We start from the raw sequence: 21,682 nt of genomic DNA on the forward strand, positions 1-21,682 counted from the left end.
CGGCTCTTGGCGTCCTTGGAAATTCCCCGTCGATGCGGCTCAGGTCGAACAACTCAGCGGCGTCCGGCGCGACTTCCGCCTGCTCGACCATCGAGACCAGCTCGGCGTCCTCGACCGGCTTCGCTCGGCAGCCACGCCAGACCGAGCGGGACCGCCCGGGGTGAGGTCGCAAGCCGGCTTCGCCCGAGGTTTCCACAGGGCCGCGATGATGTGGACAGCGAGACCGGGACTGCCGATTTCCCCGGCTTTTCGTCGGACGGCGCCGATACGCTGGACCCGGGGGGCGCCCCCGCGGGCTCAGCCCAGCCGGCGCGCCGTGACGAAGCGAGCCCGGCCGGTCAGGTCCGCGTGGTCCTCGACGCCGGTCAGCACCCGCCGGGCCCGGACCAGCGCCGGCACCGCCGAGCCGTGGGTGTCGTCGTGCTCGATCGCCAGGCCGCCGCCGGGGCGCAGCAGGCGGGCGCCCGCCGCGATCGCGTGGCGGATCACCGCCAGGCCGCTCTCCTCCGCGAACACCGCGCGCGGCGGGTCGTGCTCCGCCACCTCCGGGGGCACCGGGGTGCCCTCCGGGACGTACGGCGGGTTGCACAGCACCAGGTCGACCAGGCCGTCGAGCTCGGCGAACATCGTCGGGTCGCCGATGTCGCCCGAGTACAGCCTGATCGGCGTGTTGCCCGCGTCGGCGTGGACGTCCGCGTTGTGGCGGGCCCAGGCCAGCGCCTGCGGGTCGATGTCCACCGCGTAGACCACCGCGTCGGGGCGGGCGTGGGCCACCGCCAGCGCCAGCGCTCCGGAGCCCGTGCACAGGTCCACCACCACCGGGAACTCCCGGCCCTGCAGGAACTTGACCCCCCACTCGAGCAGCAGCTCGGTCTCCGGCCGCGGGACGAACACCCCGGCGCCGACCGCGACCGTGATGTCCCCGAGGGCGGCCCAGCCGGTCAGGTACTGCAGGGGGATGCGCTTGGCGCGCTGCTGGACGAGCTGGCCGATGGCCTCGATGACCGGCGGGTCGACCAGCGGCACCATCGGCAGCCGGCCGCGTTCGACCCCGAGCACGTGCGCGGCGATCACCTCGGCGTCGAACCGCGGCGACGCGACGCCCGCGCGCTCGAGGATCCGGGTGGCCTCGATGATGGCCAAGCGCAGCGGCTGCCGATTCACTCGTCGTCCTTCACCTCGTCGAGCCTGGCACACCAGGCGGAACTCCCCCGTGAGGACACGCGCCGGTCCCACGCGGTCCAGCGTATCGAGGCACCCGCACGGATCGGCCGACAAGTACCCCGCCGGCGCGGTCCGGCGCCCCGATCCGCACGTGCCCCCGGCAAGTTGACCTTCACACTGATGTGAAGGCCTGACGTCGCCGGCATGACCGGACATTTCCTGGACGCCGTGCTGCCGAACGAGCAGCCGGACCTCGACCCCACCCGGCTCGCCGAGCCGGCCCGGCTCGCCGAAGACCTCGGCTACCGCACCGCCTGGCTGCCCGACCACCTGCTGCCGCCCGCCCCCTACGGCGAGGTGTCCGGTGGTGTCCACGAGCCGCTGGTCACCCTGGCCTACATCGCGGCGCGGACCAGCCGCATCCGGCTCGGGACGTCGGTGCTGATCGTGCCGCTGCGGGAGCCGTTCGCGCTGGCCAAGCAGGTCGCCACACTCGACCGGCTGTCCGGCCGGCGGTTCGGCCTCGGCGTCGGCACCGGCTGGAACGAGCCGGAGTTCGCCGAGGTCGGCGCGGACTTCGGCACCAGGGGCAGGCAGACCGACGCCACCCTCGACCTGCTCGCCGAGCTGTTCCGCACCGGCCGCGGGCCCGGCGGCGGGTACTTCGAGCCGCGTCCCGCGGGCCCGGTGCCGGTCACCGTCGGGGGCAACTCGACGGCCGCGTTGCGGCGCGCGGCCCGGATCGGCACGGCCTGGCAGAGCGCCGGCCTGTCCCCCGCCGAGTTCGGCGAGCGGGTCGCGGTCCTGCGGCAGCTGGACGGCGGGCGGGCCGTCCGGGCGGCGGCGCGGGCGCAGTGGCGGGTCGACGCCCGGACGACCGCCGCCGACGCGGTGGTCGTCCATTTCGGCGGCCACGAGGGCACCGAAAGCCGGATGATCGAACTGGCCGCGGCGGTGGGCTGACCCCGGGTCCCGGAATACGGGCCGGCCGGATCTTCTAGGATGCAGGGCACCGGGGGCGGGGATGCCTGCTCGATGACGTCGCCCGAGCCCTTCACACCGAAACTCCGGGGAGCCCAGCAGTGCCCACAGAGCCGATCACCCGCCGGGTGGCGTTCATCTTCCCGATCTACAACGAGGAAGAGAACATCGACCTGCTGCACCGGACAGTGGACGAGGTGACCGCCCCCCTCGCCGGGAAGTACGACTTCAGCTTCCTCTACGTCGACGACGGCAGCCGCGACGGCTCGCTGGCCAAGCTCACCGAGCTCAGCGCCCGCGACGAGCGCGTCACCGTGGTCGAGCTGTCCCGGAACTTCGGGCACCAGATGGCGGTCACCGCCGGGCTGGACCTGGTCGACGCGGACGCCGTCATCATCATGGACAGCGACATGCAGGACCCGCCGCGGGTGGCGCTCGAGCTGATCGAGAAGTGGGAAGAGGGCTTCGACGTCGTCTACGCGCAGCGGCGCTCGCGGCAGGACTCGGCGTTCAAGAAGCTCACCGCCGGCGGGTTCTACTGGTTCCTGCGGAAGATGGCCGCGGTCGACATCCCGAAGAACACCGGCGACTTCCGGCTGATCGACCGCAAGGTGGTCGACGAGCTGCGCAAGTACCGCGAGCGCGACCGCTTCCTGCGCGGGCTGGTCAGCTACATCGGGTTCAAGCAGACGGCCGTGCTGTTCGACCGCGACAAGCGGCACGCCGGCGTCACGGGCTACCCGCTGCGCAAGATGCTGCGCTTCGCCGCCGACGGCATCCTCGGCTTCTCGGTGACGCCGCTGCGGATGATCACGCGCATGGGGTACCTGATCTCGTTCCTGAGCTTCCTCGGGATCCTCTACGTCGGCGGCGTCAAGCTGTTCGCCCCGGCGACGGCGGTGCCCGGCTGGGCCTTCCTCGGGATCGCGATGTTCTTCCTCGGCGGCATCCAGATCATCATGCTCGGCGTGCTCGGCAGCTACATCGGCCGCACGTACTCGCAGGTGCAGAACCGGCCGCTCTACGGCGTCGCGTCGGTGCGCACCGGCCCCGGGAGGCCCGCCGAGGCCCGCGAAAGCGCCGAAGCGGGAAGAAGCGCCCGGTGAAGCTGATCTCGGCGACCCAGCTGCGCTTCGGGATCGTCGGCGTGGCGAACACCCTCGTCGACGCCCTCGGCTACGCGCTGCTGGTGACCCTGGGCGTCCCGCTGTTCGTGGCGAACTTCATCTCGACCACCTCCGGCATGCTGCTCAGCTTCACCCTGAACCGGAACTTCACGTTCCGCGCCAAGGACGGCGACGTCCGCCGCCAGGCGCTGCTGTTCTTCGCCGTCACCGCGTTCGGGCTGTGGGTGGTGCAGGCGGCGATCATCTTCGCCGTCACCGCGGCGTTCCCCGGCATCAACGTGCTGATCCCGAAGTTCGCCGGGATCGCGGTCGGCCTGGTCTGGAACTACGTCCTCTACCACAAGGTCGTCTTCCGGCAGCGCCCCGCGGCGGCCGAGCCGCCGGTCGCCGGGCCGCCGGTCGCCGAGGTCACGCATGACTAGCACGGCCGTGCCGTCCCGGGTCGCCGATCAGGTCGAGCCGGAACGCACGGAAGAGGCCCGCGTCAACCGCTGGGCCTGGGTGAACGGCGACTACGCCCGCGTCTTCGCCGTGGTGCTCGCCTGGAACGTGGTGCTGATCGCGCTGGCGTACCTGTTCGCCCCCTCCAGCCCGGTCGACGAGGGCATCCCGAAGACCGGCATCGGCTCCACCATGAGCCTGCTGGCGCACACCTACCGCTGGGACGCCGGCAACTACGGCGAAATCGCCATGCACGCCTACACCGGCAGCTACGCCCCGACACGGGCGTTCTACCCGGTGTTCCCGCTCCTGGTCTGGCTGGTGCAGACGGTCAGCTTCGGCACGCTCGGCCTGCTCGCCGCCGGGTTCGTGGTCAACCTGGTGGCCACCTGGCTCGCCGCGGTCGCGCTGCTGAAGATCGGCCGCCACTTCTTCGACGGCGAGCGGGCCCCGTGGCTGGTCGTCGCGGCGTTCCTCACCGCGCCCGCCGCGTTCTTCCTGCACTCGTTCTACAGCGAAGCGGTGTTCTGCGCGCTGGGCTTCTGGGCCTACCTGTTCGCGCTGCGCCGCCAATGGCTCTGGATGGGGCTGACGCTCATCCCGCTGACGGCCTCCCGCATCACGGCCGCGGTGTTCGTCGGCCTGTGCTTCCTGGAGTTCTGGCGGTCGAAGGGCTGGAAGGTGCGCGGCCTGCTGTCGTGGCACCTGCTGTGGTTCCCGGCGGCGTTCCTCGGCCTCGGCGGCGTGCTGGTCGCCATGAAGCTCCAGACCGGCGACTTCTTCGCCAGTTTCAACGCGCTCAAGGGCGTGCGGGAGTGGTCGTACCACCGGTTCAACCCGGACATCTTCGAAACGCTGTGGTTCGAAGCCAAGCTCACCGGCCACGCGCTCCTCGGCGACACCAAGATGGACGCGTGGACGCTGATGAGCCACGTGCTGCCGATGATCGGCCTGGCCCTGCTGTTCGCGTCCTCGGTGTACGTCCTGGTGGCGCTGCGCGCGAAGGGCGTCCCGCTGGCGCTGTTCGGGTTCGCGTCGATCGTGATGCTGACGATGAACAGCAACGTGGTGTCGGTGCACCGCTACCTGCTGCCGTGCCTGGTGATGTACGTGGCGCTGGTGCTGTTCGGCGAGCGCCGCCCGAAGCTGCGCGGCGCGGTGCACGTGGTCCTGTACGCGAACGCGCTGATCTGCGGAATGATCTACCTCCGCTTCATCACCGGCTTCTGGTCCGGCTGATCCCCGGCAGGGGCCGTCAGCCGGACTGGGCCGCCAGGCGCTCTTCGCGGTCCGCGGTCGCCAGCGCGTCCAGGACACCGTCCAGGTCGCCGTCCAGGACCTGGTCCAGGTTGTACGCCTTGTAGTTCACCCGGTGGTCCGAGATGCGGTTCTCCGGGAAGTTGTACGTGCGGATGCGCTCCGACCGGTCGACCGTGCGGACCTGGGACTTGCGGGCGTCCGACGCCTTCGCCGCCGCCTCCTCCTCCGCGATCGCCTGCAGCCGGGCCTGGAGCACCTGCAGGGCGCGGGCGCGGTTCTGGATCTGGGACTTCTCGTTCTGGCAGGACACCACGATGCCGGTCGGCAGGTGGGTGATCCGGACCGCCGAGTCGGTCGTGTTGACGCTCTGCCCGCCCGGGCCCGACGACCGGAACACGTCGATGCGCAGGTCGTTCGGGTCGATCTCGACCTCGACCTCCTCGGGTTCCGGGTAGATCAGCACGCCGGACGCCGACGTGTGGATGCGGCCCTGGGACTCCGTCGCCGGCACGCGCTGGACGCGGTGCACGCCACCTTCGAACTTCAGGCGGGACCACACGCCGTCGACGTCGGCCGCCTTGGTCTTGATCGACAGCGTGACGTCCTTGAAGCCGCCCAGGTCGGAGTCGACCGAGTCGAGGACCTCGGCCTTCCAGCCGTGGCGCTCGGCGTAGCGCAGGTACATGCGCAGGAGGTCGCCGGCGAACAGGGCCGACTCCTCGCCGCCCTCACCGGACTTGATCTCCATCACGACGTCGGAGCCGTCGTACGGGTCACGCGGCAGGAGCAGCTCGGTGAGCTTCGACTCGAGCTCGGGGATCTTCGCGGCCAGCTCGTCGGCCTCCGCGGCGAACTCCGCGTCCTCCGAAGCCATCTCCCGCGCCGCCGCGAGGTCGTCGCGGGCCGTGTCGAGCTCGTGGACCGCGCGCACCACGGGCGTCAGCTCGGCGTAGCGGCGGCCGAGCTTGCGGGCGCGCGCCTGGTCGGCGTGCACCGCCGGGTCCGCCAGCTGCTGCTCCAGCTCCGCGTGCTCGGCGAGCAGCCCCTTGAGCGAGCTCGAATCCACCTCTGCCACCTCTCAGCCCGGGGGAAAACAAAGCGACGGCGCCCACCCGGGAGTCCCGGATGGGCGCCGTGCGAAAAGCTACTTGGCGTCGGCGTCCTTCTTCTGCCGCTTGCCGTAGCGAGCCTCGAAGCGCGCGACCCGGCCACCGGTGTCCATGATCTTCTGCTTGCCCGTGTAGAACGGGTGGCAGTTCGAGCAGATCTCGACGTGGATGTTGCCGCTGGTCTTGGTGCTGCGCGTGGTGAAGCTGTTGCCGCAGTCGCAGTTCACGTTCGTGACCACGTACTCGGGGTGAATACCGCTCTTCATGGTGTCCTCTCTCGTTGGCTCCGGGTCCCCAGTCGTTCCACGGGGTGAACCGGCGCCGGACTTCAGCGGGTAATTCTGCCAGACGGGCAGACGCTCACTGGAACGCACCCCGCTGACCAGGTATTCCGAACGCGCCGGAGGCCTCCCCGCGGCGAAGCGGGGAGGCCTGGCGATGAGCGCGCTCAGTCGTCTTCGTTGCCGCCGAGGGCGGTCTTCGAGACCTGCATGAGGAACTCGACGTTCGTCTTCGTCTTGCGCAGCCGCGAGATCAGCAGGTCGATGGCCTGCTGCGAGTCGAGCGCGTGCAGCACCCGGCTCAGCTTCACGGTGACCGCGAGCTCGTCCGGCGAGAGCAGCAGCTCGTCCTTGCGGGTACCGGACGGGTTGACGTCGACCGCCGGGAACACGCGGCGCTCGGCGATCTTCCGGTCCAGCTTGAGCTCGGCGTTGCCGGTGCCCTTGAACTCCTCGAAGATGACCGTGTCCATCGTCGAGCCGGTCTCGACCATCGCCGTGGCGAAGATGGTCAGCGAGCCGCCGTTCTCGATGTTGCGGGCCGCACCCAGGAACCGCTTCGGCGGGTACAGCGCGGTCGAGTCGACACCACCGGACAGGATCCGGCCGGACGCCGGGGCCGCCAGGTTGTACGCGCGGCCGAGGCGGGTGATCGAGTCGAGCAGCACGACGACGTCGTGGCCCATCTCGACCAGGCGCTTGGCCCGCTCGATCGACAGCTCCGCGACCGAGGTGTGGTCGGACGGCGGCCGGTCGAAGGTCGAGGCGATGACCTCGCCCTTCACCGAGCGCTGCATGTCGGTGACCTCTTCCGGACGCTCGTCGACCAGGACGACCATCAGGTGGCACTCGGGGTTGTTCGTGGAGATCGCGTTCGCGATGTCCTGCATGATCGTGGTCTTGCCGGCCTTCGGCGGCGACACGATCAGGGCGCGCTGCCCCTTGCCGACCGGCATGATCAGGTCGATCACGCGGGTGGTGAGCTTGTGCGACTCGGTCTCCAGCCGCAGGCGCTCGTTGGGGTACAGCGGGGTCAGCTTGGTGAAGTCGGGACGCCGCTTGGCCTCGTCCGGCTCCAGGCCGTTGATCGAGTCGACGCGCACCAGCGGGTTGAACTTCTGCCGCTGCTGCTCGCCCTCGCGCGGCTGGCGCACGACACCGGTGATGGCGTCACCGCGGCGCAGGCCGTACTTGCGGACCAGCGAAAGCGAGACGTACACGTCGTTCGGGCCGGCGAGGTAGCCGGAAGTCCGCACGAACGCGTAGTTGTCCAGCACGTCCAGGATGCCCGCGACGGGCAGCAGGACGTCGTCCTCGCGGATCTCGGTGTCCGGCGAACCGCCTTCGCCCCGGCCGCCACCGCTGCCCCGGCGACGGCGGTCGCGGAAGCGACGGCCGCGACGGCCGCCTTCCTCGTCGTCGTCCGGCTGCTGGTTGCGGTTGTCACCGCGGTTACCGTCGCCGCGGTTGCCGTCCTGCTGCTGGTTGCGCTGGCGGTCGCCGCGGTTGCCGTCCTGGCGGTTGTCACCGCGGTTGCCGCCGCCCTGGCGCTGCTGGTCGCGGTTGCGGTCGCCCTGCTGGCGGTCGCCACCCTGACCCTGCTGCCGGTCGCCGCCCTGCTGGCGGTCGCCCTGGCCCTGCTGGCGGTCGCCGCCCTGCTGGCCGTCCGGGGCCCCGGCGGCGCGGTTGGAACCGCGGCGACGCCGGCTGCGGCCGCCCTCCTCGGGCTGGCCGTCCTGGCCGTCCTGCCGGTCCTGCTGCGGGCGCTCGGCCTGCGGCCGGTCGTCCGACGGCGCGGAGGCGGGCGCCTCGGCCTTCGGCTCCGGCTTGGTCTCCGCCGGGGCGGCGGGGGCTTCGGCCTTCGCCTCGGCCTTGGGGGCCTTCGGCGGCTCGCCGACGCCCTCCAGTGGCAGCGTCTCGGCCGCCGCACGCGGCTTGCGGGACTTGCCCTGGCGCTCGCGGATCGCGGCGATCAGGTCGCCCTTGCGCATGCCCGTCGTCTCGCCGACGCCGAGCTCCCCAGCCAGCGAACGCAGCTCCGCGACGGTCTTACCGGTCAGCCCGCCGACCGTCCGCTTGGGAGCGGGGGCGGTGCCGTTCGTCTCGGCCGTGCCGCTCACGTCGCTCAAAAGATCGGTGTTGCTCACACATGTCCTTCCTGACCGATCCACGCCTCCAGGTGGATCAGCGGACTGCCGCTCGCTTCTGATCGCGAACCGGCGTAGTTGCCCCCCGATACGCGAGATGAGCTCTTCGGCCGTGCGAAACACAGCTGGAGCGCCTCCACCACAGGGGTTTGCGTCCTCCAAACGGAGGACACGGAATTCGGCACCGCCGAGACCGGAAACCCGCCTGCGTCCTTCCGCGTTACCCCGCGTGCCAGGCGGTGCGGATTCGGCGGATCGACGAAGGATGCGATCCCCAGGATTTCCCGGGACCGGCATCGGGTGCGGAAACGCACGGTGATCGAACGCCCCCGAGGGTAGACCGCGGCGCTGCTGGGTGCAACAACCACCCCCCGCGTGGCGGGCCTGGCGGCAGGCACGTGACCCACCCTTTACTGAGCCGCAACCTGCACGCCCGTGAGATCCACGGGCAGCTCGAGGACGTCGAAACCATCAACGCGCACGTCAGGCGGAAGTATTCCCGCGGTCGTCAGCGCGAGCACCGTCGGACCGGCGCCGGAAACGGCGGCGGCTACTCCCTGTGCACGCAGCGTCGCCACCAGCTCCGCGCTGGCCGGGTACGCGGGGGCACGGTAGTGCTGGTGCAGCCGGTCCTCGGTGGCCGCGACCAGGAGCTCCGGCTTCGCCGTGAGCGCGTGGACGGCGAGCGCGGCGCGGCCGGCGTTGTGCGCGGCGTCGGCGTGCGGCACGGTCGCCGGCAGCAGGCCGCGCGTGGTCGCGGTGGCCGAGCGCACCGACGGCACCGCGACCACCGGCCGGATCGACGGGTGCGGCGTGAGCCGTTCGACGTGGAAGCGCCCGCCCTCGCACCAGGCCAGAACCAGCCCGCCGAGCAGGCTCGCGGCGGCGTTGTCGGCGTGTCCTTCGAACCCGGCGGCCAGCTGCAGCGCGTCGAACGCGTCGATTTCCCGGCCGGCGAGGGCGTACCCGGCGGCGACGCCGGACACCACCGCGGCCGCGGACGAGCCGAGGCCGCGCGCGTGCGGGATCGCGTTGAAGCAGCGCAGGTGCAGGCCGGGCAGCTCGACGCCGAGGTGCGCGCAGGTCGCGTGGATCGCCCGCACCACCAGGTGGGTCTCGTCGGTCGGGACGTCCTCGACCCCGCCCGCGCCGGCGTCGATCACCTCGACCTTGAGCCCGGTGTCGGTGGCCCGCACTTCGACGACGTCGTACAGGCTCAGCGCCATGCCGAAGGCGTCGAAACCCGGCCCGAGGTTCGCCGTGGACGCGGGAACGGTGACCTTGAAGGCGCTCACCGCAGGTCCAGCGCCGCCGCGACCGCCGAGGGGTCCACCGCGAGGGGTTCGACCTCGACGTTGCCCGCCAGGGCCGTCTGCGGGTCCTTCAGGCCGTGCCCGGTGACCGTGCAGACCACGCGCGACCCCTTCGGGAGCCGGCCGTCGGCGGCCGTGGCCAGCAGGCCCGCCACGCTGGTGGCCGACGCCGGCTCGACGAAGACGCCTTCGCGGCCGGCCAGCAGCCGGTAGGCCTCGAGGATCTTCTCGTCGGTGACGGCCTCGAAGAGCCCGTCGGACTCGTCCTTCGCCTTCACCGCGGCGGTCCACGACGCCGGGCTGCCGATCCGGATGGCGGTCGCGACCGTCTCCGGGTCCGCCACCGGCTCGCCGTGCACCAGCGGCGCCGCGCCGGCCGCCTGGAAGCCGAACATCCGCGGCGTGTTCTTCACCACACCGTCGGCCGCGTACTCCGAATACCCCGCCCAGTAGGCGGTGATGTTGCCGGCGTTGCCGACCGGCAGGCAGTGGATGTCCGGCGCCGTGCCGAGCACGTCGCAGATCTCGAACGCGGCGGTCTTCTGGCCGGCGATGCGCACCGGGTTGACCGAGTTGACCAGCGTGACCGGGTAGTCGGCCGCGGTCTTGCGGGCCAGCTCGAGGCAGTCGTCGAAGTTGCCGTCGACCTGCAGGATCCGCGCGCCGTGCAGCACGGCCTGGGCGAGCTTGCCCATCGCGATCTTGCCCTGGGGCACCAGCACCGCGCAGGTGAGCCCGGCGCGGGCGGCGTAGGCGGCGGCCGAGGCGGACGTGTTGCCGGTCGACGCGCAGATCACCGCCTTGAGGCCGCTGGCGAGCGCGTGCGTGATGGCCACGGTCATCCCGCGGTCCTTGAACGAGCCGGTCGGGTTGGCGCCCTCGACCTTGAGGTGGACCTCGCAGCCGGTCAGCTCGGACAGGTGGTGGGCGGGCAGCAGCGGCGTGTTGCCCTCCCCGAGCGTGACGACCCGAGCGCCGTCCGGCACCGGGACGCGGTCCCGATAAGCCTCGATGAGTCCCGGCCAGGGCTGCCTGATCATGCGATCGCCTCGCTTCGCGAGACAGTGTTTGATCCCTTTTGGCGCATGATGTCTATGGTTCGCTCGCAAGCGTCGCTCACTGGTCTTCGCCTTCCACCCGCATCACGCTGACAACTTCGTGCACGACGTCGAGCCGCGCGATCTCGTCCACAGTGGACTGCAAGGCCGCATCGGGCGCCTGGTGCGTCACCACGACCAGGCTCGCGCGGTCGCCGACGTCGCTCTGCCGCACCGCCGCGATGCTGACCCCGTGGTCGGCGAACGCCTGCGCCACCTGGGCGAGCACACCGGCGCGGTCGGCCACGGAAAGACTTACGTGGTACCGGGTCGGCGTCTGGCCCATCGGCCGCACCGGCAGGGCCGCGTGCGCGGATTCGCGCGGGCCGCGGCCGCCGACGACCCGGTTGCGGGCCACCGCGACGAGGTCGCCGAGCACCGCGCTGGCGGTGGGCGCGCCGCCCGCGCCCTGGCCGTAGAACATCAGCTCGCCCGCGGCGTCGGCCTCGACGTAGACGGCGTTGAACGCGCCGCCGACACCCGCGAGCTGGTGGCTGCGCGGGATCATCACCGGGTGCACGCGGGCGGACACCGACTCGACGCCGTCGTCGTCGGTGACGCGCTCGCAGATGGCCAGCAGCTTCACCGTGCGCCCGAGCCCCCTGGCCGCCGCGAGGTCGGAGGCGGTGACGTCGGCGATGCCCTCGCGGTGCACGTCCGACGCCGTCACACGGGTGTGGAAGGCCAGCGAAGCCAGGATCGCGGCCTTCGACGCGGCGTCGTAGCCGTCGACGTCGGCGGTCGGGTCGGCCTCGGCGTACCCGAGGCGGCTGGCCTCGTCGAGCGTCTCGGCGTAGCCGGCGCCGGTGGAGTCCATCGCGGACAGGATGTAGTTCGTGGTGCCGTTGACGATGCCCATCACGCGGGTGATCCGGTCGCCGGCCAGTGACTCCCGCAGCGGGCGCAGCAGCGGGATGGCCCCGGCGACCGCGGCCTCGAAGTACAGGTCGGCGCCCGCGGCGTCGGCCGCCTCGAACAGGTCCGCGGAGTGCTCGGCCAGCAGCGCTTTGTTCGCCGTGACGACGGACTTGCCCGCCTTCAGCGCGGCGAGCAGCCAGCCGCGCACCGGCTCGATGCCGCCGACCAGCTCGACGACGACGTCGACGTCGTCACTGGTCACCAGCTTCTCGGCGTCGGCGGTCAGCAGCTCCGGCGGCAGCTCGGGGTGCTTGTCCGGGCGGCGGACGGCGATGCCGGCCAGCTCGACCGGCGCGCCCGCCCGCGCGGCCAGCTCTCCGGCCTGCTCGGTGAGCAGCCGGGCGACCTCGCCGCCGACGGTCCCGCAGCCGAGCAGGGCGACGCGGATGGCCGGGCGTTCCTCAGGGGCAGCCACTGTGTTCAGACCTCCAGGCGCAGCATGTCGTCGGTCGTCTCCCGCCGCAGCAGCAGCCGCGAACTGCCGTTGCGCACGGCGACCACGGCCGGGCGGGGCATCCGGTTGTACGTGCTCGCCATCGAGTAGCAGTACGCGCCGGTCGCCGCGACCGCCAGCAGGTCGCCGGGAGCCAGCGTGTCGGGCAGCCAGCAGTCTCGTACGACGATGTCGCCGGACTCACAGTGTTTTCCCACGACCCGGGACAACACGGCCTGCACCGGCTGATCATTGTCGCCCGCGGAGCGGGAAACCACCCGGACGTCGTACACGGCGTCGTAGAGCGCGGTCCGGATGTTGTCGCTCATCCCGCCGTCGACGCTGACGTACCGCCGCGCGGACTCGTCGCCGAGCGAGACGTCCTTGATGGTGCCGACCTCGTACAGCGTGATCGTGCCGGGACCGGCGATCGCGCGGCCCGGCTCACCGGCGATCCGCGGCACCGGCAGGCCCGCGTACGCGCACTCCTTGCGGACGATCTCGCGGATCTGCGTGATCATCTGCGCGGGCGGCGGCGGGTTGTCCTTCTCGGTGTAGGCGATGCCGAAGCCGCCGCCGAGGTCGACCAGGCTCAGCTGGTCGAGCAGTTCGGTGCCGTGTTCCTTGGCCAGGTCGGCGAGCAGCCCGACGACGCGGCGGGCGGCGACCTCGAAGCCGTCGGCGTCGAAGATCTGCGAGCCGATGTGGCTGTGCAGGCCGACGAGCTTGAGGGAACGCGCGTTGAGCACCCGGCGCACCGCCTCGGCGGCGTCGCCACTCGCGAGGGAGAAGCCGAACTTCTGGTCCTCGTGCGCGGTGGCGATGAATTCGTGCGTGTGCGCCTCGACGCCGACGGTGACCCGGATCAGCACCGGCTGCACGACGTCGTGGCGCGCGGCGATGTCGGCCAGCCGGGCGATCTCGAAGTAGGAGTCGAGCACGACCGTGCCGACGCCGGCGACGACCGCGGCTTCGAGCTCCGCGGGCGACTTGTTGTTGCCGTGGAAGGTGATCCGCTCGGCCGGGAAGTCCGCGCGCTGCGCCACGGCGAGCTCGCCGCCGCTGCAGACATCCAGGCTCAGCCCCTGCTCGGCCACCCAGCGGGCGACCTCGATCGACAGGAACGCCTTGGACGCGTAGTGCACCAGCGACGGGTCGTCGAAGGCCTCGGCGTAGTCCGCGCAGCGGGACTTGAAGTCCGCTTCGTCGACGACGAACAGCGGCGTGCCGTGCTGCTCGGCGAGCTCGCGGACGTCGACGCCGGCGATCCGGACGACACCGTCGGCGGCGCGGAAGGTGTTGCGCGGCCACACTTTCGCGGGCAGCTTGTCGAGCTCCTCGGCCCCGGACGGCTGGAGCCCGGAGGTGTCGGCGTGGGGGTAGACGTCGGCGTGCCGTGGGCCCGCGGGGTGCGCCATTTCTTACATCCGTTCCGGAGCGGAGACACCGAGGAGGGCGAGGCCGTTCGCCAGCACCTGGCGGGCGGCCTCGCACAGCGCGAGCCGGGCGTACGTCAGAGGGGTCGCCTCTTCGTCGCCCATGGGCAGCACGCGGCCCACGGTGTAGAACTTGTGGTAGGCGCCCGCGAGTTCTTCGAGGTAGCGCGCGATCCGGTGCGGCTCCCGCATTTCGGCGGCGCGGCGCACGGTTTCCGGGAACTCGCCGATGGTGCGGATCAGGTCGCCCTCGGCGGGCAGGGTCAAGAGTCCGAAGTCGACGTCCGAAGTGGACTCAGTGGACTTCAGGCCGAGATCGGCCGCGTTGCGCTGCAAGGAAGCCAGCCGCGCGTGGGCGTACTGGACGTAGTAGACGGGGTTGTCGTTGGAGTGCTTGCGCAGCAGGTCCAGGTCGACGTCCAAAGTGGAGTCGACGGAGTAGCGGATCAGCTCGTAGCGGGCCGGGTCGACGCCGACGGCCTCGACGAGGTCCTCCATGGTGATCACGGTGCCCGCGCGCTTGGACATCCGCACCGGCTTGCCGTCGCTGACCAGGTTGACCATCTGGCCGATCAGCACCTCGACGGTGGCCGGGTCGTCGCCGAACGCGGCGGCGGCGGCCTTGAGCCGGGCGATGTAGCCGTGGTGGTCCGCGCCCAGCATGTAGATGCACAGGTCGAAGCCGCGGTTGCGCTTGTCCTTGAAGTAGGCCAGGTCGCCGGCGATGTAGGCCGGGTTGCCGTCCTGCTTGATGACGACGCGGTCCTTGTCGTCGCCGTACTCCGACGACTTCAGCCACCAGGCGCCCTCGTCGAAGTACAGGTTTCCGGAGTCCTTCAGCTGCTGCACGGCGGCGTCGACCGCGCCGGACTCGTGCAGCGAGTTCTCGTGGAAGTAGACGTCGAAGTCGGTGCCGAACTCGTGCAGGCTCTGCTTGATCTCGGAGAACATCAGCTCGATGCCGATCCGGCGGAACGTCTCGTGCCGCTCGGCCTCCGGCAGCGACAGCGCGCTCGGCTCGGCCTTGATGACCTCGGCGGCGATGTCGTTGATGTAGCCGCCCGCGTAGCCGTCCTCCGGGGCGGGCTCGCCCTTCGCGGCGGCGATCAGCGACCGGACGAACCGGTCGATCTGGGCACCGGCGTCGTTGAAGTAGTACTCGCGCGTGACGTCGCCGCCCTGGGCGGCCAGCACGCGGCCCAGCGCGTCGCCGACCGCGGCCCAGCGGGTGCCGCCGAGGTGGATCGGGCCGGTCGGGTTCGCCGAGACGAACTCGAGGTTGATCCGGGTGCCGGCCAGCGCGTCTCCGCGGCCGTACGCGGCGCCGGCGTCGAGGACCTGGCGCACGATGTCGCCCTGCGCGGCCGCCGCGAGCCGGAAGTTGAGGAAGCCGGGGCCGGCGACCTCGGCCGAGGCGACGCCGTCGTCCGCCGAAACCGCCTCGGCGAGCGCCTCGGCGAAGTCGCGCGGCTTGAGGCCGGCCTTCTTGGCCACCTGGAGGGCGAGGTTCGTCGCGTAATCGCCGTGTTCGGGGTTGCGCGGGCGTTCGATGGTCACCTGCTCCGGCAGCACGGCGTCGTCGATGCCGCGTGCGGCGAGCACCTGCACGGCGGAGCTGCGGACCAGGTCGGCGAGAGCGGCGGGAGTCACTCGTCGAATTCTAGGTGTGTCCTGGTCGAGGGCTTTCATCGGTCTCGAACACGTCACGGACGGCTGTCGTGTGAGGTGTTAACGGTGATCAGACGGGTGGCCCCTAGACTGGCCCGGGCGGGAATCCGTCCGCAGCCACCAGAGGGAGAACGCGGGAGCCATGGCGAACGGGACAACTCGGAAAAAGGGGTCGGCGGTGAAGGCGGCCCGTGGTTCCGTGGTGAGCAAGAAGGGGACGCCGTGGGGCACGATCATCGCCGTCGTCGCCGTCGTGGCGCTGGCCGCCTCGGTGATCATCTACTACATGGTGCAGTCCGCGCCGAAGCGGGCGCAGGCCGACCGTGAGGCCGCCGCCGCGTCCTTCGCGCCGTCCGCGCAGGACCCGGACCCCTCGAAGCGCATCCCCGGCGTGGTGACCGCGACCTACACGGGCAGCGTCCACGTGCTCCCGACCGAGCGCGTCGCCTACGACAAGACCCCGCCCTTCGGCGGCCCGCACGACCAGACGTGGGCCACCTGCACCGGCACCGTGTACCCGACCGCCGTCCGCACCGAGAACATGGTGCACGCGCTGGAGCACGGCGCCGTCTGGATCGCCTACAACCCGCAGCAGATCTCGGGTGACGCGCTGAACCTGCTGAGCGTGCGCGCCAAGGGCAAGCCGTACACGATGCTGTCGCCGTACCCGGGCCTCGACAAGCCGATCTCGCTGCAGTCGTGGGGCCACCAGCTGAAGCTGGACGACGCCAACGACGCCCGGATCGACGAGTTCATCGCGGCGCTGCGGAGCAACCCGAACGGCGTGTACCCCGAGGTCGGCGCGTCCTGCGACGCGGTCCCGGGCCAGTTCGACCCGGACAACCCGCCGCCGTTCGACCCGTCGAAGCCGGGTCCGGACGCGAAGCCGATGGACTACAAGGGCAGCACGGCCGCGCAGGGTGAGAACGGCATGCCGGCGTCGTCCGCTCCGGCGTCCACCCCCGCTTCCCCCACGCCGACCAAGTGATGTCCGAAGCCGGCCTCGACACCGAAGAGGTCACCGAACAGCCGACCTGGTCGCGCTGGGTGATCATCGGCGGGACGCTCCTCGCGGTCCTGCTGATCGGCGCGACGGCGGGGATGTTCCTCACCCGCGCCATCGACGAAGACCCGGCGGCCGCGGTGCCGGCGGCCGGGTCGGTCGAGGTCGGCTTCGCCCAGGACATGTCGACGCACCACCTCCAGGCGGTGACGATGGCGGGCATCGCCCGCGACCGCACGACCGACCCGGAGATCAAGCAGCTGTCGTTCGACATCGAGCGCACGCAGCTGGAGCAGGTCGGCCGCATGAAGGGCTGGCTCATGCTGTGGGACCAGCCCGAGCAGCCGATCGGCGCCCCGATGCAGTGGATGACGGAACCGATGCCGGGTCACGGTGGCATGCCGGGAATGTCGGCCCCGGGCTCGGTCGACCCGGCGGGCGGCCCGCTGATGCCGGGCATGGCGACGGACGCGGACCTGAAGAAGCTGCGCTCGCTGTCGGGCCGCGAGTTCGACGTGTTCTTCCTGCAGCTGATGCTCCGCCACCACGAGGGCGGGACGTCGATGGCCCAGTACGCGGCCGCGCATTCGACGCTGCCGGCGTTGAAGGCGCTGGTGAACAGCATCCTGACGTCGCAGGGCGCGGAGATGGACCAGATCAAGCTGATGCTTTCGGGCCGGGGCGCCCAGCCGCTGCCCGCTTAGCCGACGTTCATCGTGTTGCCGTCGCCGATCTGGACGCCCTTTGAGTCCGTCACCGTGACGTGGTACTTCCCGTGCGGTTCCGTCTCGCGCAGCACGGCCCGCGCGGCTTCGAGCACCTCGGCGTCGTCACCGACGTTCGCCTCGGTCAGCTCCGCCGCCAGCTCCTCGGGATCGTCCGGTAGTTCGTCGCGGCCGAGGAGACGCCGTACGCCGGACTTCAAGCCTGCGTAAGCGTCTTTCACCGCGGTCGTCGCCGTGTCCTTCGCCCCGGCGGCCGCGCCCGCCGCCAGCGCCGTCACCACCAGTTCCACCGCCTCGATCGTCACCAGGACAGCTCCTGACAGCGGCGGGCGCACTGCGGCGCCTCCACCTGCAGCGTGGCGTGCTCGATCGCGTACCGCGACGACAGCAGGTTCTGCGCCTCGGTGAGCACGTCCGACTGCTTCGCCGGGGGCGCCAGCGTCAGGTGCGCCGAAGCCACCTCCATGCCGGAGGTCAGCGTCCACACGTGCAGGTCGTGCACGTCCGCCACGCCCGGCAGCGCCGAGAGCTCGGCGTTGATCGCCCCGACGTCGACCCCCTGGGGCGCGTGCTGGAAGAGGATGCGCAGCGCCCGGCGCGCCAGCGTCCACGTGCGGGGCAGCACCCACAGCCCGATCGCGACACCGATGATCGGGTCGGCGTAGCGCCAGCCCGTCAGCAGCGTCACCGCGCCGCTGACCAGGACGCCGACCGAGCCGATCAGGTCGGCCAGGACCTCCAGGTACGCGCCGCGGACGTTGAGGCTCTCCTTCGCACCCGCGCGCAGCACCGCGAACGACACCAGGTTGGCCACCAGGCCGGCCGCCGCGGCGAGCAGCACCGGCAGGCCCGGGACCGCCGGCGGGTCGCCGATGCGACCGATCGCCTCGATCAGGACGTACCCCGCGACGCCGAACAGCAGCACCGCGTTCGCCAGCGCGGCCAGCACCTCCGCGCGGTAGAGCCCGAACGTGCGGCCGACCGTCGGGGCGCTTCGGCGCGCCAGCATGATCGCGGCCAGTGCCATGCCGACGCCGAGGACGTCGGTGAACATGTGCGCCGCGTCCGACATCAGGGCCAGCGAGCCGGTCGTCAGGCTGACGACGAACTCGAGCACCATGAAGCCGGCGCCGATGCCCAGGGCGATGGCCAGGCCCCGCACGTGGCGCCCCGACGCGCTCGCCGGCGCGATCGCGTGCCCGTGCCCGTGTCCCTGACCCATTCCGCCTCCGTTCCCGGTTCGCCGTCGGGTCAAACATATAGTCAGATGCGCATATGTACAACAGAGGTCAGCCTAAGATCACTCCCCGGCAAGCTACCGCGCGCGGCAAAGCCGCCCAATCCACCAGGCGGGGTGTCCCGCCAGGCGGACCTGTCACGCTTCGGCGTCGACCATGCGCTCCAGCAGGCCACGCAGCCGGACGCGCTCCTCCGGCGTGAGCGCGGCCAGCGGTTCGGCCGCGAAACCCAGCGCACCCTGGAAGTTGCGCGCCAGCTCGGCACCCGCGGGCGTGGCGACGATGTTCTTGATCCGCCGGTCACGTTCACCCGGACGGCGTTCCACCAGGCCGCGGGCTTCGAGCCGGTCGATGATCCCGGTCACGTTGGACCGCTCGGACTTCAGCTTCTCGGCGATCCGGTGCATGGGCAGCGGTTCGTCGAGCGCGGCGAGCACCTTCGCCTGCACTGTCGTCAGCCCCTGCGCCGCCGCCGCGGACTCGTACGACCCGACGAACCGGTCGACGATCCGGCCCAGCAGGGCGACGACGTCTTCGGTGACCGGGTCAGCGCTCATCCGCCGAGTGTATGCCGATAGTTGACTACGTGAACCATCCATGCCTATAGTCATTTTAGTTCACTACATTAACCATCATTCTCCTGAACGGATCGAGGTTCCCCGATGAGCAACGAGCGCGTCGCCCTGATCACCGGCACGTCCACCGGGATCGGCCTGGCCACGGCGGTGCTGGCGGCCCGGCGCGGCTTCCGCACGGTCGCCACGCTGCGCGACACCGGCCGCGCGGACCGCCTGCGCAAGGCCGCCGCCGACGCCGGGGTCGAACTGGACGTCCGCCAGCTCGACGTCACCGACGCCCGCTCGGTCGGCGCGGCGCTCGAAGGCGTGCTCGCCGACTACGGCCGCCTCGACGTCCTGGTCAACAATGCCGGCGCCGGTCACCTCGGCACCCTCGAGCAGGAGCCGCTCTCGGCGGTCCGCGAGACCATGGAGGTCAACTTCTTCGGCGTCGCCGAGACCACCCGGGCCGCGATGCCGGCCCTGCGCGCGAGCGGCGGCCGCGTGATCACGGTGAGCAGCGTCGGCGGCGTGGTCGGCCAGCCCTTCAACGAGGCCTACTGCGCGGCGAAGTTCGCCGTCGAAGGCATGCTGGAGTCGCTGGCGCCGGTCGCCGCGGCCCAGGGCGTCACGGTGTGCGTCGTCGAGCCGGGCGCGGTCGCCACGGAGTTCGTCAACAACGTCGGGGTCGACGAGCGGCTCTTCGCCCAGGCCGGCCCGTACGCCGAGTCCCTGCGGAAGTACATCGCCAACGTCACGCAGTCGTTCCAGGGCGCGCAGACGGCCGACGAGGTCGCCGAGGTGATCCTGGACGCGATGACCGCCGAGGCGCCGGCCTTCCGGATCCAGACGTCGAAGTGGGCCGAGGACTTCACCGCCACCAAGCTCGCCGACCGCGACGGCGCGGCCGTGCAGCGGATGACGCGCGGCTGGCTCGCCTAGCGCACCAGCCGGAAGAACCCGCGCACCTGCTCGACGAACAGCTCCGGCTGCTCCAGCGCGGCGAAGTGCCCGCCGACGGGCAGCTCCTCGAACCAGCGCAGATCGGTGTAGCGCTGCTCGGCCTGCCGCCGCGACGGCCGCACGATCTCCTTCGGGAACACCGAAACCCCGGCCGGAACGTCCACAGTGGACATATCGCGGTCGTTGTTCTCCCAGTACATCCGCGCGGAAGAGACGGCGGTCGCGGTGAACCAGTAGACGGAGATCGCGTCCAGGATGCGCCGCCGGTCGACGGCGTCCTCCGGACGGCCCTTGTGGTCGGTCCAGGCCCAGAACTTCTCGGCGATCCAGGCGGCCTGGCCGGCGGGCGAGTCGGTGAGGCCGTAGCCGAGCGTCTGCGGCCGGGTGCCCTGCTGGGCGGAGTAACCACTGCCGCTCCGCCGGAACTCCTCGAGATCGGCGAGCGCCCGGCGCTCCCCGGGCGTCGGATCGGCGGCGTGCATCGGCACGGGAGCGAAGTTGACGTGCACGCCGGCGACGTGGCCGGACCGCGCCAGTGCGTTCGTGACGGCGGCACCCCAGTCGCCACCCTGGGCGCCGTAGCGGTCGTAGCCGAGCGACGTCATCAGCTCGTCCCACAGCTCGGCAACCCGCCCGATCTTCAGCGCGGGCTTGTCACTCCACCCGAACCCGGGCAGCGACGGCGCGACGACGTGGAAGGCATCGGCGGGGTCGCCCCCGTGCTTCGCGGGATCGGTGAGCGGCCCGAGAACGTCGAGGAATTCGAGAACGGACCCGGGCCACCCGTGGGTGAGAACGAGCGGCAGCGCCTCGGCCTCGGGCGACCGGACGTGCAGGAAGTGCAGCCCCACCCCATCGACGGTGGCCCGGAACTGCGGAAAGGCATTGAGCCGGCGCGCGAACCCGAAGTCGTACTCCTCGCCCCAGTCACGGCAGATCTCGCGCACGTAGGCGAGCGGGACACCCTGCGACCAGTCATCGACGGTCTCGGCCTCCGGCCACCGGGTACGCCGCAACCGCTCCCGCAGATCGGCGACATCGCCCTCATCGAGGACTACCTGGAACGGCTCGGCCATCTCGGCTCCTTCAGGTGGGCTTCCCACGCTAGCGACGTTCGCCCGAATCGATCAACTTCATGACCCTGACCAGGCGGAACGTTCATGGGACCACCTGCGGGAGGCGGGTCGCGGGGCATGCGCTAAGCTTTCGGAGTCGCCCAGCGATGGGCCCTCGTAGCTCAGGGGATAGAGCACTGCCCTCCGGAGGCAGGTGTCGCAGGTTCGAATCCTGCCGAGGGCACCCCTTTTGATCACGCAAAACCGGCCCCTACCAGCGAGAACGCGGTAGGGGCCGATTCGCGTCTTACCCGGCCAACCACGGCGGGCCATTGACCGACACAGAGCTGCATAGGGCATTCGCGGGATATTTAGATCCGCTTAAGCGATGATGCGGGTCGGGTCGGCGAACGACATCGTCGCCGGTCCCCGGCCGCGAGATGATCGGCACCGCCGCCGAGCAGCTGCGCCGCAAGTCTGCTTCCGACCGTGCACGCGTCGTCGTGCTCATCGCGCACCTGCTCGACCACATGTATGCCGAAGTCCTCGCTACCTTCGTTGCGCACCACCTCGAGCCGCTCACTGCTGCTTATACCGGCCCACCTGGTCGTCTGGTCCGTGGCGGAGAACCGCTGACCAACCTGCTCTACAACGGCGACGGCACCCCCGACCAACCGCCATCGCCCGGCGCCGGGGACAGGCTGGAGTTCCTCACCGCTGTGGATATCGAGTTCCGCCCCGGTCGGCACCCTTAGGACCTGTGAAC

The 21,682-nt window shown here is 71.0% G+C and carries 21 protein-coding genes and 1 tRNA gene; 9 read left to right on the forward strand and 13 right to left on the reverse strand.

The window, feature by feature from the left end:
- Window positions 1–297: 297 nt before the first annotated feature.
- Window positions 298–1,164 carry a peptide chain release factor N(5)-glutamine methyltransferase gene (gene prmC, locus ACWED2_RS01545; protein WP_191316922.1) on the reverse strand — a complete coding sequence of 289 codons (867 nt, stop codon included), beginning with the start codon at window positions 1,162–1,164 and terminating at the stop codon, window positions 298–300.
- Window positions 1,165–1,368: 204 nt separating this feature from the next.
- Here prmC and ACWED2_RS01550 point away from each other — a divergent pair, with 204 nt between their 5' ends.
- The 4 genes from ACWED2_RS01550 (at window position 1,369) to ACWED2_RS01565 (ending at window position 4,952) form a co-directional block, all read left to right on the forward strand.
- On the forward strand, window positions 1,369–2,127 hold the full coding sequence (locus tag ACWED2_RS01550; protein ID WP_449688465.1) for an LLM class flavin-dependent oxidoreductase: 759 nt from the start codon (window positions 1,369–1,371) through the stop codon (window positions 2,125–2,127).
- Window positions 2,128–2,246: 119 nt separating this feature from the next.
- Window positions 2,247–3,251 carry a glycosyltransferase family 2 protein gene (locus ACWED2_RS01555; RefSeq protein ID WP_449688466.1) on the forward strand — a complete coding sequence of 335 codons (1,005 nt, stop codon included), beginning with the start codon at window positions 2,247–2,249 and terminating at the stop codon, window positions 3,249–3,251.
- Window positions 3,248–3,694: a GtrA family protein gene (locus ACWED2_RS01560; RefSeq protein ID WP_449688467.1), complete on the forward strand. Its 447-nt coding sequence runs from the start codon at window positions 3,248–3,250 to the stop codon at window positions 3,692–3,694. The genes ACWED2_RS01555 and ACWED2_RS01560 overlap by 4 nt, the downstream gene beginning before the upstream one ends.
- A complete protein-coding gene (locus ACWED2_RS01565) occupies window positions 3,687–4,952 on the forward strand; it encodes a mannosyltransferase family protein (RefSeq protein ID WP_449688468.1) in 1,266 nt (421 codons plus the stop codon). Before ACWED2_RS01560 ends, ACWED2_RS01565 begins: the two co-directional genes overlap by 8 nt.
- 16 nt (window positions 4,953–4,968) lie before the next feature.
- On the opposite strand, the gene prfA is transcribed toward ACWED2_RS01565, so the two are convergent.
- The 8 genes from prfA to argS form a co-directional block, all read right to left on the reverse strand.
- The gene (gene prfA, locus ACWED2_RS01570; RefSeq protein WP_449688469.1) at window positions 4,969–6,039 is read right to left on the reverse strand and encodes a peptide chain release factor 1; all 1,071 of its coding nucleotides are present in this window, start codon (window positions 6,037–6,039) and stop codon (window positions 4,969–4,971) included.
- A gap of 78 nt (window positions 6,040–6,117) precedes the next feature.
- Window positions 6,118–6,348, reverse strand: coding sequence for a 50S ribosomal protein L31 (gene rpmE, locus ACWED2_RS01575; protein WP_086840656.1), 231 nt, complete (start codon window positions 6,346–6,348; stop codon window positions 6,118–6,120).
- A 182-nt stretch (window positions 6,349–6,530) separates the two neighbouring features.
- Window positions 6,531–8,510, reverse strand: coding sequence for a transcription termination factor Rho (gene rho, locus ACWED2_RS01580; RefSeq protein WP_449688470.1), 1,980 nt, complete (start codon window positions 8,508–8,510; stop codon window positions 6,531–6,533).
- A 410-nt stretch (window positions 8,511–8,920) separates the two neighbouring features.
- A complete protein-coding gene (gene thrB, locus ACWED2_RS01585) occupies window positions 8,921–9,805 on the reverse strand; it encodes a homoserine kinase (protein ID WP_449688471.1) in 885 nt (294 codons plus the stop codon).
- Window positions 9,802–10,863 carry a threonine synthase gene (gene thrC / locus ACWED2_RS01590; RefSeq protein ID WP_449688472.1) on the reverse strand — a complete coding sequence of 354 codons (1,062 nt, stop codon included), beginning with the start codon at window positions 10,861–10,863 and terminating at the stop codon, window positions 9,802–9,804. Before thrC ends, thrB begins: the two co-directional genes overlap by 4 nt.
- 76 nt (window positions 10,864–10,939) lie before the next feature.
- Window positions 10,940–12,253: a homoserine dehydrogenase gene (locus tag ACWED2_RS01595; RefSeq protein WP_449688473.1), complete on the reverse strand. Its 1,314-nt coding sequence runs from the start codon at window positions 12,251–12,253 to the stop codon at window positions 10,940–10,942.
- A gap of 5 nt (window positions 12,254–12,258) precedes the next feature.
- Complete coding sequence (gene lysA, locus ACWED2_RS01600; RefSeq protein ID WP_449688474.1) at window positions 12,259–13,689, reverse strand: diaminopimelate decarboxylase; 1,431 nt, start codon at window positions 13,687–13,689, stop codon at window positions 12,259–12,261.
- 3 nt (window positions 13,690–13,692) lie between these two features.
- A complete protein-coding gene (argS, locus tag ACWED2_RS01605; RefSeq protein ID WP_449688475.1) occupies window positions 13,693–15,357 on the reverse strand; it encodes an arginine--tRNA ligase in 1,665 nt (554 codons plus the stop codon).
- Window positions 15,358–15,553: 196 nt separating this feature from the next.
- Between argS and ACWED2_RS01610 the strand changes: the two genes are divergently transcribed.
- Both ACWED2_RS01610 and ACWED2_RS01615 read left to right on the forward strand, forming a co-directional pair.
- Complete coding sequence (locus ACWED2_RS01610; protein ID WP_449688476.1) at window positions 15,554–16,363, forward strand: DUF3105 domain-containing protein; 810 nt, start codon at window positions 15,554–15,556, stop codon at window positions 16,361–16,363.
- The gene (locus tag ACWED2_RS01615; RefSeq protein ID WP_449688639.1) at window positions 16,363–17,082 is read left to right on the forward strand and encodes a DUF305 domain-containing protein; all 720 of its coding nucleotides are present in this window, start codon (window positions 16,363–16,365) and stop codon (window positions 17,080–17,082) included. The genes ACWED2_RS01610 and ACWED2_RS01615 overlap by 1 nt, the downstream gene beginning before the upstream one ends.
- Here ACWED2_RS01615 and ACWED2_RS01620 read toward each other — a convergent pair.
- The 3 genes from ACWED2_RS01620 to ACWED2_RS01630 all read right to left on the reverse strand — a co-directional run bounded on the left by ACWED2_RS01620 (window position 17,079) and on the right by ACWED2_RS01630 (window position 18,898).
- Window positions 17,079–17,408 carry an RIP homotypic interaction motif-containing protein gene (locus tag ACWED2_RS01620; RefSeq protein ID WP_449688477.1) on the reverse strand — a complete coding sequence of 110 codons (330 nt, stop codon included), beginning with the start codon at window positions 17,406–17,408 and terminating at the stop codon, window positions 17,079–17,081. The genes ACWED2_RS01615 and ACWED2_RS01620 overlap by 4 nt on opposite strands.
- On the reverse strand, window positions 17,405–18,325 hold the full coding sequence (locus tag ACWED2_RS01625; RefSeq protein ID WP_449688478.1) for a cation diffusion facilitator family transporter: 921 nt from the start codon (window positions 18,323–18,325) through the stop codon (window positions 17,405–17,407). Before ACWED2_RS01625 ends, ACWED2_RS01620 begins: the two co-directional genes overlap by 4 nt.
- Window positions 18,326–18,478: 153 nt before the next feature.
- Window positions 18,479–18,898: a MarR family winged helix-turn-helix transcriptional regulator gene (locus ACWED2_RS01630; RefSeq protein ID WP_449688479.1), complete on the reverse strand. Its 420-nt coding sequence runs from the start codon at window positions 18,896–18,898 to the stop codon at window positions 18,479–18,481.
- 105 nt (window positions 18,899–19,003) lie between these two features.
- Here ACWED2_RS01630 and ACWED2_RS01635 point away from each other — a divergent pair, with 105 nt between their 5' ends.
- Complete coding sequence (locus tag ACWED2_RS01635) at window positions 19,004–19,840, forward strand: SDR family oxidoreductase (protein ID WP_449688480.1); 837 nt, start codon at window positions 19,004–19,006, stop codon at window positions 19,838–19,840.
- On the opposite strand, the gene ACWED2_RS01640 is transcribed toward ACWED2_RS01635, so the two are convergent.
- On the reverse strand, window positions 19,837–20,937 hold the full coding sequence (locus ACWED2_RS01640; protein ID WP_449688481.1) for an epoxide hydrolase family protein: 1,101 nt from the start codon (window positions 20,935–20,937) through the stop codon (window positions 19,837–19,839). The genes ACWED2_RS01635 and ACWED2_RS01640 overlap by 4 nt on opposite strands.
- A 150-nt stretch (window positions 20,938–21,087) precedes the next feature.
- Here ACWED2_RS01640 and ACWED2_RS01645 point away from each other — a divergent pair.
- A tRNA-Arg gene (locus tag ACWED2_RS01645) sits at window positions 21,088–21,160 on the forward strand.
- Between the two features lie 196 nt (window positions 21,161–21,356).
- Window positions 21,357–21,671, forward strand: a complete 315-nt coding sequence (locus tag ACWED2_RS01650) for a hypothetical protein (protein WP_449688482.1) — start codon at window positions 21,357–21,359, stop codon at window positions 21,669–21,671.
- Window positions 21,672–21,682 lie beyond the last annotated feature (11 nt).

The organism is Amycolatopsis sp. NPDC005003 (assembly GCF_053600695.1).

Bases quoted from the DNA above. Each gene is read 5' to 3' on its own strand.
- ACWED2_RS01550 (WP_449688465.1), top strand. From the start codon at position 1,369: ATGACCGGACATTTCCTGGACGCCGTGCTGCCGAACGAGCAGCCGGAC.
- ACWED2_RS01565 (WP_449688468.1), top strand. From the start codon at position 3,687: ATGACTAGCACGGCCGTGCCGTCCCGGGTCGCCGATCAGGTCGAGCCG.
- rpmE (WP_086840656.1), bottom strand. From the start codon at position 6,348: ATGAAGAGCGGTATTCACCCCGAGTACGTGGTCACGAACGTGAACTGC.
- thrC (WP_449688472.1), bottom strand. From the start codon at position 10,863: ATGATCAGGCAGCCCTGGCCGGGACTCATCGAGGCTTATCGGGACCGC.
- lysA (WP_449688474.1), bottom strand. From the start codon at position 13,689: ATGGCGCACCCCGCGGGCCCACGGCACGCCGACGTCTACCCCCACGCC.
- ACWED2_RS01615 (WP_449688639.1), top strand. From the start codon at position 16,363: ATGTCCGAAGCCGGCCTCGACACCGAAGAGGTCACCGAACAGCCGACC.
- ACWED2_RS01625 (WP_449688478.1), bottom strand. From the start codon at position 18,325: ATGGGTCAGGGACACGGGCACGGGCACGCGATCGCGCCGGCGAGCGCG.
- ACWED2_RS01630 (WP_449688479.1), bottom strand. From the start codon at position 18,898: ATGAGCGCTGACCCGGTCACCGAAGACGTCGTCGCCCTGCTGGGCCGG.
- ACWED2_RS01635 (WP_449688480.1), top strand. From the start codon at position 19,004: ATGAGCAACGAGCGCGTCGCCCTGATCACCGGCACGTCCACCGGGATC.
- ACWED2_RS01640 (WP_449688481.1), bottom strand. From the start codon at position 20,937: ATGGCCGAGCCGTTCCAGGTAGTCCTCGATGAGGGCGATGTCGCCGAT.
- ACWED2_RS01650 (WP_449688482.1), top strand. From the start codon at position 21,357: ATGATCGGCACCGCCGCCGAGCAGCTGCGCCGCAAGTCTGCTTCCGAC.